This window comes from Streptomyces sparsogenes, assembly GCF_001704635.1.
GTDB lineage: Bacteria > Actinomycetota > Actinomycetes > Streptomycetales > Streptomycetaceae > Streptomyces > Streptomyces sparsogenes.
In genome coordinates this window covers 20173-31697 of record NZ_MAXF01000027.1, presented here as the reverse complement: position 1 = coordinate 31697, position 11525 = coordinate 20173, and the positions used below count along the sequence as shown (strand labels likewise).

At 73.5% G+C, this 11525-nt stretch carries 9 protein-coding genes and 1 pseudogene; 8 read left to right on the top strand and 2 right to left on the bottom strand.

Translation table 11 applies throughout. The annotated features are described in order from the left end of the window. The 5 genes from BBH68_RS05345 to BBH68_RS05325 form a co-directional block, all read left to right on the top strand. Positions 1-858, top strand: an 858-nt coding sequence (locus BBH68_RS05345) for an alpha-isopropylmalate synthase regulatory domain-containing protein (RefSeq protein WP_281182466.1), incomplete at its 5' end; no start/stop codon positions are given. A 153-nt stretch (positions 859-1011) separates the two neighbouring features. Further along, the gene (locus tag BBH68_RS05340) at positions 1012-1806 is read left to right on the top strand and encodes a TerB family tellurite resistance protein (RefSeq protein ID WP_065959226.1); all 795 of its coding nucleotides are present in this window, start codon (positions 1012-1014) and stop codon (positions 1804-1806) included. Positions 1807-2010: 204 nt separating this feature from the next. Next, entirely contained in the window at positions 2011-4257 is a 2247-nt protein-coding gene (locus BBH68_RS05335) for an MMPL family transporter (protein WP_079150820.1), read from the top strand. A gap of 95 nt (positions 4258-4352) precedes the next feature. Further along, on the top strand, positions 4353-5840 hold the full coding sequence (locus tag BBH68_RS05330) for a sensor histidine kinase (RefSeq protein WP_425428776.1): 1488 nt from the start codon (positions 4353-4355) through the stop codon (positions 5838-5840). Then, the gene (locus BBH68_RS05325; RefSeq protein ID WP_065959223.1) at positions 5837-6550 is read left to right on the top strand and encodes a response regulator transcription factor; all 714 of its coding nucleotides are present in this window, start codon (positions 5837-5839) and stop codon (positions 6548-6550) included. Before BBH68_RS05330 ends, BBH68_RS05325 begins: the two co-directional genes overlap by 4 nt. Positions 6551-6602: 52 nt before the next feature. Here BBH68_RS05325 and BBH68_RS05320 read toward each other — a convergent pair whose 3' ends face one another. Continuing rightward, positions 6603-7115, bottom strand: coding sequence for a carboxymuconolactone decarboxylase family protein (locus BBH68_RS05320; protein ID WP_245737903.1), 513 nt, complete (start codon positions 7113-7115; stop codon positions 6603-6605). 196 nt (positions 7116-7311) lie between these two features. Between BBH68_RS05320 and BBH68_RS05315 the strand changes: the two genes are divergently transcribed. Next, the gene (locus tag BBH68_RS05315; protein WP_065959221.1) at positions 7312-7803 is read left to right on the top strand and encodes a MarR family winged helix-turn-helix transcriptional regulator; all 492 of its coding nucleotides are present in this window, start codon (positions 7312-7314) and stop codon (positions 7801-7803) included. 116 nt (positions 7804-7919) lie between these two features. Here BBH68_RS05315 and BBH68_RS05310 read toward each other — a convergent pair. Next, positions 7920-8555: pseudogene (locus tag BBH68_RS05310) on the bottom strand (GNAT family N-acetyltransferase); the annotation flags it as partial. Between the two features lie 217 nt (positions 8556-8772). Between BBH68_RS05310 and BBH68_RS05305 the strand changes: the two are divergent. Then, positions 8773-9285 carry a hypothetical protein gene (locus BBH68_RS05305; protein ID WP_065959219.1) on the top strand — a complete coding sequence of 171 codons (513 nt, stop codon included), beginning with the start codon at positions 8773-8775 and terminating at the stop codon, positions 9283-9285. Positions 9286-9296: 11 nt separating this feature from the next. Continuing rightward, positions 9297-11498, top strand: coding sequence for a DUF6571 family protein (locus tag BBH68_RS05300; protein ID WP_065959218.1), 2202 nt, complete (start codon positions 9297-9299; stop codon positions 11496-11498). Positions 11499-11525 lie beyond the last annotated feature (27 nt).

The window sequence follows — 11525 nt, the reverse complement described above, 5'->3', positions numbered from 1 at the left end:
AACGTGGACCTGGTGACGCTGGGCATGAACCTCTTCTCCCAGGGCGTCGACCCGCAGATCGACTTCTCCCAGATCGACGAGATCCGCCGCACCGCCGAGTACTGCAACCAGATGGAGGTCCACCCGCGCCACCCCTACGCGGGCGATCTGGTCTACACCGCCTTCTCCGGCTCCCACCAGGACGCCATCAAGAAGGGGTTCGAAGCGATGGAGACGAGCGCGGCCGAGCAGGGCAAGACGGTCGACGAGATCGAGTGGGCGGTCCCGTACCTGCCGATCGACCCCAAGGACGTCGGCCGCTCCTACGAGGCGGTCATCCGGGTCAACTCGCAGTCCGGCAAGGGCGGCATCGCCTATGTCCTGAAGAACGACCACAAGCTGGACCTGCCGCGCCGGATGCAGATCGAGTTCTCGAAGATTATTCAGGCCAAGACCGACGCCGAGGGCGGCGAGGTCACCCCGGCCCAGATCTGGTCGGTCTTCCAGGACGAGTACCTGCCCACCGACGACAACCGGTGGGGCCGGATCTCGCTGCGCACCGCGCAGACCTCTACCACCAGCGAGGGCACCGACGCGCTCACCGTGGAGGCCGTCGTGGACGGCGCCGAGACCGTGCTGACCGGCTCCGGCAACGGTCCGCTCGCCGCGTTCTTCGACGCGCTGGCCGCCATCGACGTGGACGTACGCCTGCTGGACTACTCCGAGCACACCCTCAGCGAGGGCGCGGGCTCGCAGGCCGCCGCGTACATCGAGTGCGCGATCGACGGCAAGGTGCTGTGGGGGGTCGGCATCGACGCCAACATTGTGCGGGCCTCCCTGAAGGCCGTCGTCTCGGCCGTCAACCGCGCCGGCCGCTGAGTCACCCGGCCCCGTCCGCCGCCCGGCCCCGGCGCGGCGGACGGGGCGCGTGTTTGGCCTGTTGTCTCCGTTCGGGGTACTGACGCCACATCATGGATGTGGCTAGCATCACGTCAGCGCGGCAATGTGGCCGAAGCGTTATGGAGGTGTGACGTGGTGCACGCGCGAGCCCGACGCGACCGGGACCTGTGTGTGATAGGCGTCCGCACCCTATGGCGGACCGTGGGGGACGGCGAGTTCTTCTGCCCCGACTGCGGAGGCGACCGCAACTACCGCCGGCGCACCGGCCGCCGCCGTATCGTCGTCCTCGGCCTCCCGGTCCTGCCCCGGGGACCGGTCGCCCCGGTCGTCGAGTGCGCCGCCTGCGGCGGCCGCTTCGGCACTGAGGCGCTGGACCACCCCACCACCACCCGCTTCTCCGCGATGCTGCGCGACGCCGTGCACACCGTGGCCCTGGCGGTGCTCGCCGCGGGCGGCACCGACTCGCCCGCGGTGCGGCAGGCCGCGGTGGGCGCGGTGCGGGCCGCGGGCTTCCCCGACTGCGGCGAGGAGCAGCTGCTGGAGCTCATCGCCGCCCTCGCCGCCGACACCGGGCGGCTGCCCGGCGCCGCCGCGTACGACGCCGGGGCCGCGGGCCCGGGCGGAGCTGCGGGAGCGGCCGGAGCCGCCGGCGCCGCGGGGCAGGCCGGGCGGGACATCGGGCGGGACGGCCTGGATCCGTGCGGCACCGCGCTGGCCATCGAGCTCCATGAGGCCCTGGAGCCGCTCGCCCCCCATCTGGCGCCGACCGGGCGGGAGTCCATCCTGCTGCAAGGCGCCCGGATCGCGGTGGCCGACGGCCCGTACCGGCCGGCGGAGCGGACCGTGCTGGAGACCGTGGGGCGGGCGCTGATGATCTGCCCCGACGACACGGCCCGGCTGCTGGCCGCGATCCGCGCGCCGTTCTGAGCCGGGCCCTTCTGAGCGGGGCCCGTCTGAGCGGGGCCCTTCTGAGCGGGGTCCATTGAGGCCGGGCCCTTCTGGGCCGGGCCGGGGCCGCCGGTTCGTTACTCCCCCGGGAGTAACCGGGCCCGCCGCGCGCCCGTCGCAGTAGCCGTCATCTCCCTCGCCGGTGCGACGATTCGCCCGCTGGGCGCCGGGAGCCTGGAGGGCATGCAGACCACGCGACAGGCGCGCACCACCTCGCCACGAAAGCCGGGGGAGCCGGGGGAACCGGGGGAGCCGGGGAGACCGGGAGAATCGCGAGAGCCGGGGGAGCCCGACGGGGCGGCGCGCGCCGGGGGCCGGCGCCGGGCGCTGCCGTGGACGGTCATCGCCGTCTGGGTGCTCGCGCTCCTGGCTGCCGTGCCCTTCGCGGGCCGGCTGGGCGACGCCAAGCGCGACACGGCCGTCGACTACCTCCCCGCGAGCGCCGACTCCACCCAGGTCGCCAAGGTCCAGGCGGCGCTGCCCGGCGGCGACACCACCGACCTCGTCCTCGTCTACCGGCGGGACGGCGGGCTGACCGCCGCCGACCGCGAGGCGGCCGACGCGCAGGTGGCCCGGGTCGCCGGCCGCCACGACACCGTCCAGGGCGGGCCGCCGCGCGCCATACCGTCCCGGGACGGCACCACCGTGATGTACCCGATGGCGCTCACCGGGCTGAAGGACGAGAAGCCGCGCGCCGACGCCGTCAAGGACGTGCGCGCCACACTCGCCGACCACCCCGAGGGGCTGAGCGTCCGGGTCGGCGGCGACGGCGCGCTGGGCGCCGACTCGCAGGAGGTGTTCGCCTCCACTGATTCCACCCTGATGCTGGCCACCGTCGGCGTGGTCGCCCTGCTGCTGATCCTCACCTACCGCAGCCCCTTCCTGTGGCTGGTGCCGCTGGCGGTGGTCGGCGTGGCGGCGCTGGCCGCGATGGCCGTCGTCTACGGTCTCGTCCAGGGCTTCGACCTCGTCGTCACCAGCATGAGCTCGTCGATCATGACCGTCCTGGTGTTCGGCGCCGGCACCGACTACGCCCTGCTGCTGGTCTCCCGCTACCGCGAGGAGCTGCGCCGCCACCGGCTCCCGTACGACGCGATGCGCGCGGCCCTGCGCGGCTGCGGCCCGGCCGTCCTCGCCTCCTGCGGCACCGTCGCGGCCGGGCTGCTGTGCCTGCTCGCCGCCGACCTCAACAGCAGCAGCGGCCTCGGGCCGGTCGGCGCGGTCGGCGTGGTGTGCGCGCTCGCCGCCATGCTGACGCTGCTGCCCGCGGTGCTGGTGCTGCTCGGCCGCCGGGTGTTCTGGCCGCTGATCCCCGCGTACGGCAGCGAGCCGCGCGCCCGGCGCGGGCTGTTCGCCGCCATGGGGAGCTCGGCGGGGCGCCGGCCCGGCACCGTGCTGCTCGCCGGCGGCGCGCTGCTCGGCGCCCTCGCGCTCGGCGTCCTCAACCTGCCCGGCGACCTCAAGCAGGCGGACACCTTCACCGAGGCCCCCGAGTCCGTCACCGCGATGAAGACCCTGTCCGAGGCCTACCCCGAGCGCAGCAGCCAGCCGATCAGCGTCCTCGCGCACACCGACCGCGCCGGCCAGGCGCTGGCCCGGGCGCGCGCCACCGACGGGGTCGAGCGGGCGGAGCGCGGCCGCAGCGGCGCGGGATGGACCGAGATCGACGTCTACGCCACGGCGCCCCCGCAGTCGGCGGGCGAGGAGCGCACGATCCGCGCCCTGCGCGCCGGGCTCGACCGGGTCGCGAGCGCCGAGGCCCGCGTCGGCGGGCCGAGCGCCCAGGAACTCGACCTGAAGGACACCAACGCGCGCGACCGGACGCTCGTCATCCCGCTCGTCCTCCTCGCCGTCCTGCTGATCCTCGCCGCCCTGCTGCGCAGCCTGGTCGCGCCCCTCGTCCTGGTCGTTGCCGTGGTGGCCGTCTGGGGCGCGGCGATGGGCCTCGGCGGCCTCTTCTTCGAGCCGGTGTTCGGCTTCGCGGGGATCGACCCCGGACTGCCGCTGCTGTCCTTCGTCTTCCTGGTCGCCCTCGGCGTCGACTACGGCATCTTCCTGATGCACCGCATGCGGGAGGAGTCCCTGCGCGGCGCGGACGTCTCCGAGGCGGCGATCACCGCCCTGCGCACCACGGGCGGGGTGATCGCCTCGGCGGGCGTGGTGCTGGCGGCCACCTTCGCGGTCCTGGGGTCGCTGCCGCTGGTGATGCTGGCCGAGATGGGCTTCGTCGTCGCGGTCGGGGTGCTGCTCGACACGTTCCTGGTCCGCACCTATCTGGTGACCTCGGCGAGCCTGCTGCTGGGGCGCTGGGTGTGGTGGCCGGGGGCGCTCTCCCGCCGCCCGGCCGCGCCCGACTCGCCCGCGTCTGGGGCTCCCGCGCCCGGGGCTCCCGCGCCCGGGGCTCCCGCGCCCGGGGCGCCCGCCCCGTAACCGGCGGCGCCCGCGAACCCGGGGCGAGCGGCGGGGGGGTCGTCTCCCGGCCCACCGGGCGAAGACCCCCCGTGCCGACCCGTCAGGATGGACCCGTGCCCGTATCCACCTCCACCGAGCCCGTGCGGCCCACGGCGCGTACGGCGTCGGCGGCGCGAGGGCGCCAAGCCCTGCTCCGAGCCCTGCCGGGCCGCGTGCCGCGCGCCCTGCACCGGCGCCCCGGCGCGGCCGGGGCCCGGGCCGCCTCCCCCTGGCGGGCCGACGCGGCGCTCGCGGCGGCCGTGCTCGCGGTGCAGTGCGCTCTGGCGCTGTTCGTGCACGGGGCGGGCGACCGCCGCCTGGACGCGGTCGGGTGGGCGCTGCTGGTCGGCAGCGCCGTGGCGCTGACAGGTCGCCGGCGCAGCCCGATGCTCGTCACCGTGGCGGTCGTTCTCATGGTGGTCCCGTACCACGCGCTGAACTACGAGCACATCGCCGTTGTCCCGGCCGGGCTCACCGCCCTCTACACCCTCGCGGTGGCCGGCCCGCCGCTGCGCTCCCTGCTCACCGTCGGCCTCGCGGTCGGGCTCATCGTCACGGTCATGACGTGGGGCGGCAGACCCCACAGCGCGGTGGACATGCTGCGCTCCTCCGGCTGGGTGCTGTCGGTGGTGGTGATCGGTGAGGCGGTGCGGATCCACCGCCGGTACGTCGCGGCGATCGTCGAGCGCGCGGAGCGCGCCGAGCGGACCCGGGAGGAGGAGGCCGCCCGGCGGGTCGCGGAGGAGCGGCTGCGGATCGCCCGCGACCTGCACGACCTGCTGGCGCACAGCATCACGCTGATCGGCGTCCAGACCTCGGTCGCCGCCCATGTGCTGGTCGCCGACCCCGACCGGCTGGACCGAGAGACCTTGGTCAAGGCGCTCGACTCCATCGCCGATACCTGCCGCGACGCCCGCGCCGAACTGCGCGCCACGTTGCAGGTGCTGCGGGCGGGGGAGGGCGGCGAGGCCGATACCGCGGACGGCGGTGGCACCGGCCCGCCGCCCGGGCTCGCCGGTCTCGCCGACCTGGCGGCGGCCGCCGAGGCGGCGGGCGTACGGGTGCGGCTGACCGTCGACGTGGCCGAGCCGGACCTGTCGCCGGCGGTGGGCGCGGCCATCTACCGCATCGCGCAGGAGGCCCTGACCAACGCCGTGCGCCACGCGCCCGGCACCCGGGTGCGGCTCACCGTGGCCCGGGACGGCGGGGACGCGCTGCGCGTCGAGGCCATGGACGACGGCCCCTCGGGCGACCGCGCGCCCGCGCCGGGGGACGCCGACCGACCTGGGGACGCCGACCGGCCGGGGGGTTACGGCCTCGTCGGCATGCGGGAGCGCGCCCGCAGCGTGGCGGGGACCCTGACCGCCGGGCCGCGCCGGGACGGCCCCGGCTTCGCGGTGACGGCCACGCTGCCGTACGGCAGGGGCGCGCGGGAGCGCGGCGAGCCGCCCAGCGCCCAAGGACCGGGCGGCCCTGGAACGCGCGGCCCTGGACGGGGCGGCCCTGCACCGGGCGGCCCTGGAACGGACGAGCCGAGCACCGAACGAGGAGGAACCCCATGAGCGCCCCGCGAACGGCCCCGGACACTCCGATCAGGGTGCTGCTCGCCGACGACCAGACGCTCGTCCGCGCCGCCTTCGCGATGCTGGTGGAGTCGGCCCGTGACATGGAGGTCGTCGGGCAGGCGGGCACCGGCCGGGAGGCGGTCGAACTGGCCCGTGCCACGCGCGCCGACCTGGTCGTCATGGACATCCGGATGCCCGACCTCGACGGCATCGAGGCCACCCGCCGCATCGCCGCGGACGACGACCTGGCCGGGGTGAAGATCCTCGTCCTGACCACCTACGACACCGACGAGCACATCGTCGAGGCGCTGCGCGCCGGCGCCTCCGGATTCCTGGTGAAGGACACCCGGCCCGCCGATCTGCTGGACGCCATACGGACCGTGGCGGCCGGCGAGTCCCTGCTGTCGCCCGGCCCCACCGCCCGCCTCATCGCCCGAGTGCTGCGCCTCCCGGCCGCGCCGCCCCCGGCCGCCACCGCCCCCGCCGGCCTGGACGCGCTGTCCCAGCGGGAGCGCCAGGTCCTCACCCTCGTCGCCCGTGGGCTGAACAACGCGGAGATCGCCGAGGCGCTCGGCCTTTCGCCGCTGACCGCCAAGACCCATGTCAGCCGGATCATGGGCAAGCTCGACGCGCGCGACCGGGCCCAACTGGTCATCACGGCCTACGAGTGCGGCCTGGTCACCCCGTCGCGCTGCGAGGCGGGCTGACCAGGCCGCCGGACACGAGGCGGTCCGGGCCGGCCGCCGGACGCGAGGTCGCTCAGGCGGCGGGGGCGGGGGCGGGCTCGGACCAGGCGTAGGGGGCGAGCTGTTCGTCCAGCGGGGCGTCGGTCATCCGGTTGGCCAGTGTGGACAGGGTGTAGGCGCCGATGCCCAGCACCACCTCCAGGGCGTTGCGCGGGGTGTATCCGTGGGCGAGGAAGGCGTCGAGGGCCTTGGGGCCGACCGCTCCCGCGCGCTCCACGACCTCGACGGTGAAGGCCCGTACGGCGTCGAGCCGTTCGTCGGGCAAGGGGCGCCGCTCCCGCAGCGCGGCGATGAGTTCCGGGTCGGCGCCCAGCGCGGTGAGCTTGCCGGTGTGCATGGCGACGCAGACGTGGCAGGCGTTGCGGGTCGAGATGGTGAGGATGACCACCTCGCGCGTCAGCGGGTCCAGCGTCGTGGTCTCGAACAGGCCGCTGAGCTTGAGGAAGCCGTCCAGCAGCTGGGGCGAGGCGGCCAGCCGGGCGGCCGGCGCCGGGAGGTAGCCCAGGCGCCGGGTCATGGTCTCCATGAGCCCGCGCGAGGCGGCCGGGGCGGACTCCAGGGTGTGGTCGACGAAGACGGTGGACGGGGTGGACAGGGCGGACGGGGCGGACAGGGCGGACGGGGTGGATGGGGCGGGCGGGTGTGTGGGCATGGCGAAGCTCCCTGGCCTAGGATGGACAACGTGGTTGTCGAAAACGTAAACCAGGTTGTCGAGTTGCGCAATGGCCGATGACACCCAGCGCGCCCGGGCCCAGGACCGGCCGGGCTATGAGCTGCCCCTGCTGTTGTTCGCCGGATTCCGGTCGCTCATCGACCAGTTGCACACCGAGCTGGCCCGCCAGGGCCACCCGGACGTCCGCCCCGCCTATGGCTTCGCCATGCAGGCCATCGGCCGCGACGGCGCCACCGCCAGCGAGCTGGGCCGGCGGCTCGGCGTCTCCAAGCAGGCCGCGGGCAAGACGGCCGACCGCCTGGAGGCGCTGGGCTACGCCGTGCGCGCCGACGATCCGGCGGACGCCCGGCGCAAGGTGATCCGGCTGACCCCGCGCGGCATGGACTCGCTCGCCAGATCGGCCGCCATCTTCGAGGAGCTGCGCGCCCAGTGGGCCGCGGCGCTCGGCCCCGAGCGGCTGCGCGACCTGGAGGACGACCTGAGCGTCATGGTGCCCCGGGGCGCCCTGCGCCTCGACGCGGCCGGGTGGTTCGGCGCCTGAGCACCCGGCTAGCGCGGGGCGCCGCCCTCGCCGTTCCTGCCGCCCCCTCCGCCCCCGCCGTCCCCTCCGTCCTCGCGGTTCGAGCCGCCCCCGTCGCCCCGTTCGCCCTCCGCCGCCCCGAACAGCTCCAGGCACGGCTCGAGGCCCGTCACCCGCACCGGGACGGTGCGGTGGGCCTCCCAGTCCGCGCGGTCCAGCCGCAGCCGCTGGAGGGTGCGGGGCTGCCCGCGTACGGCCAGCACCTCGAGGCCGTCCGGGCGGTAGCCGATCCGCCGCGAGACGCCCAGCGAGCGCGGGTTCTCCAGCATCGCGGCCGAGACCACGGTGCGCGCCCCCAGCCCCTCGAAGGCCAGGTGCGTCACCGCCGCGCGCATCTCCGTGCCGATGCCCTTCCCCTGGTGGGCCAGGCCCAGCCAGGAGCCGGTCTCCGCCTGGCGGGTCACCGCGAAGTCGGTCGCCATCAGGTCCTGGCGGCCGACCACCTCGCCCTCGCACAGCACCGCGAAGCTCATGGCCCACTTCTCCGGGCGCCACTGCGCGACGGTGCCCAGCAGGTGCTGGAAGGTGCTGCGCCCGACCTGCTCCGGCGTGCCGTCGGTCCACGGGACGGAGAACGGCATCTCGGCGGGGTCGTGGACGCCCGCCACCGCGAGCGCGGCCATCTCGTCGAGGAGTTCCAGGTCCGGAAGGCGCAATTCCAGGCGCGGCGTGGTGAGCCGCAACCCGTAGGGCGGCCAGTAATGGGGGTCCATGACGAGAGGCTGCCGAATGGCCGGGCTCCCGTCGAATCAATTTTGTCAACGGGGCGCTGACCTGCGGCGGAGTTCGTGATCTACAGATGGAGTAGGGCTGCTGTTTCCATTCCCGTAAAGATCCGTATTCCGCCGTCCCGGACGATCCCCGAGGGACAGCCGACGGCACCTCGCCGGTCGGAGCGACCGGGGGAAGCGGGACAGGGGGAAGCGCACGATGTCCTTCGACGAGGAATGGGCCCAGCTCAAGGCCGCCGCGCGGGAGGAGCACTCCGCGTCGGCGCGGACCAGCGGCATGAGGCTCAACCAACTCGACGGCGGCGGCGGGGGTGGGGCCACCCCGTTCGGCGGGCTGTGCACCAGCGCGTCGGAGAAGAAGGCGGCGGCCGGGGTGATCGAGGACGAGCTGGAGCCGGGCCTGACCAACGCGGGCGACGACGCGGACACCAAGTCCAACACGGCGATCAGCGAGTTCCACGGCTGGGACACCGCGCTGGGGCTCAAGCACGTCCTGACCGAGTGGCAGACGCAGGTGAAGGCCCTGGCCAAGCGGATCGGCGGGGAGAAGGAGGCCCTGCGCGGCGCCAACACCCTCTTCCTGGGCACCGACCTCGACACCGGCAACAGCTTCCGCGGCATCTGCCAGCCCGGCACCCACCCGTACGACATCCCCGCCACCGGCGGCTCGCAGCCCCCGCTGCCCCTTCCCCTCACCTCCTCGTACCACTGAGAGGGAAACAGATGGTCACCTTCCGTCAGGTCATGGACACCGACCTCTCCAAGCTGACCGACGCGGCCCAGGCGTGGGACGACATGGCCGACAAGATCGAGAAGCTGGAGACGACGTACCAGACGAAGGTCCAGAAGATCAGCTCCGGCCTGTCCTGGACCGGCATCAGCGCCAACTCCGCCTTCAACCTGGCCGTCCAGACCCGCCATGACTTCGACGCGGCCCAGGTGGAGGCCCGGGCCGTCGCGGATCTGCTGCGCGACGCCCACGGGCAGTTCGTGCGGCTGGTGGCCGCCGTCAAGGACGCGGTCAAGGAGGCGGAGAAGGCCGGGATGAAGGTCGACGGCGACGGCCGCTGCACCTACGACTACTCCAAGGTCACCGAGCAGGAGGCCTTCTCCCTCCACCACGACCCCGACCTGCCGGAGACCGAGCGCTCCTGGACCCGGCGGATCGAGCAGGCCGTCAAGGCCGTCGACGACGCCGACTACGGGGTCAAGCTCGCGCTGCGCGAGTCCGTCAAGGACACCGACGGCAAGGGCGACCCGAAGGGCTTCAACGGGGCCGCGCAGGGCGATGTCGAGGTGTACGAGGGGCGGCGGGCCACGGAGCTGGGGGAGAAGCTCGTCGACGGGAAGCTGTCGCCGGCGGAGCTGAAGGAAATGCAGATCCTGATGCGCAACAACGCCGACAGCAAGCCCTTCACCCAGACCTTCCTCGGTGGCCTGGGCCCCGAGGAGGCGATCAGGCTCGGCGACAAGCTCACCCGGCTCTCGTACAACCGCGATGGCTCGGTCAACACCGAATACCTCTCCGTGGAGCAGGGGCTCGCGCACTCGGTGGCCACCGCCACCACCGTGCCGGGGAGCATCAACGAACGCCCGCCCGGCTCCCCGGAGTTCAACGCCTGGCTGAACAGCCCGGACGGCCGGTTCTACCGCGAGTGGACCGAAGGCATCCGGAAGGTCGGCACCAAGAACTTCGGCAGCGGGACCGAGCCGCGCTACGGCTACCAGGCGTACGTGAGCATGCTCGACAACTACGACAAGTTCGACGACCAGTACCTCTACTCGCTGGGCGACGACATCATCAAGGCGGAGAAGAAGGAAAAAGGGTCGCTGTGGACCCAGTGGGGCTTCGGCGGCTTCGGCTTCCGGAACGACCCGCTCGACGCGGTCCTGGGCCTCATGGGAAAGAACCCCGACGCCGCCACCGCGTTCCTCGACCCGGGCGGCAAGGGCCCGCTGAAGAACGACCACCTCGCCTACCTCCTCGAGGACCGCGACTGGCCGCAGCTCGCGAACGTCGGCTACGCCACGACCAGGGTCAGTGACGACCCGTTGGGCAAGATGGGCCTCGGCGCCGCCCTCGAAGCCGCCGCCACCGGCTACGTCCCGGGCACCGACCACCCGTTGGGGCAGCACACCGAGGCCCAGGCGCGAGTGCTGCACCAGGCCGTCGCGTCCCTCAACAACGCGGGCGGGGCGGAGAAGCTGGACTTCGCGCTGCGCCGGCCGATGGCGAACATCCTCATGGACTACACCCCCGATGTGCACCAGACGCTGGCCCGCGACAACACCGTCTACCGCGCGCACGACGGGGTGTGGGTCGACAACGGCGTCACCAAGGTGTCGATCCCCGAGGACCAGCTCGTCAAGATCATGCGTGGGATCGCCAACGACCCCGAGGCGTACGCCGACATGTACAACGCGGAGGCGCACTACGTGGCGGACACCTTCTCGAGCATGCCGGAGAAGGTGTCCGAGAACACCCGGGTGCCGATCCAGGAGGCGTCCTCGGCGCTCGGCATGTACGACGGGGTGCGGGCGGACGTCCTCTTCGACGACCGCGACAAGAAGATCCAGTGGGAGCGGGACTTCAACAACCGGCTCACCGGCGTCACCAGCCTGGCCCCGAAGTTCGTCCCCAAGACCTATGTGCTGCCCGTCGAAATCGCCTACCGGATCATCCGCACCGAGTCGCACGACCTCATGTGGGAGCGCATCAAGGAAGCCGGCATGGAGGCGTCCCTGGAGAACGCCAAGCAGTTCACGGCGGGCCAGAAGGAGGTCGACTCCATGGTCGCCTCGTGGGCCAGGACCCACGGCCACGCGGAGGACAGCAACTACACCAAGGACCTCATCGGCATCGGCCAGACCAAGCACGCCGAGGGCCGCAACCAGGCCCTGATCCACCTGCGCGCCGACTACTGAGCCCGCCTCACCGGGACCGCCCCGCCG

What these genes read in the sequence shown, in the direction of transcription:
- BBH68_RS05335 (WP_079150820.1), top strand. Translation starts at nt 2,011, where the DNA reads ATGCAGACCACGCGACAGGCGCGCACCACCTCGCCACGAAAGCCGGGG.
- BBH68_RS05325 (WP_065959223.1), top strand. Translation starts at nt 5,837, where the DNA reads ATGAGCGCCCCGCGAACGGCCCCGGACACTCCGATCAGGGTGCTGCTC.
- BBH68_RS05320 (WP_245737903.1), bottom strand. Translation starts at nt 7,115, where the DNA reads ATGGAGACCATGACCCGGCGCCTGGGCTACCTCCCGGCGCCGGCCGCC.
- BBH68_RS05315 (WP_065959221.1), top strand. Translation starts at nt 7,312, where the DNA reads ATGGCCGATGACACCCAGCGCGCCCGGGCCCAGGACCGGCCGGGCTAT.
- BBH68_RS05305 (WP_065959219.1), top strand. Translation starts at nt 8,773, where the DNA reads ATGTCCTTCGACGAGGAATGGGCCCAGCTCAAGGCCGCCGCGCGGGAG.
- BBH68_RS05300 (WP_065959218.1), top strand. Translation starts at nt 9,297, where the DNA reads ATGGTCACCTTCCGTCAGGTCATGGACACCGACCTCTCCAAGCTGACC.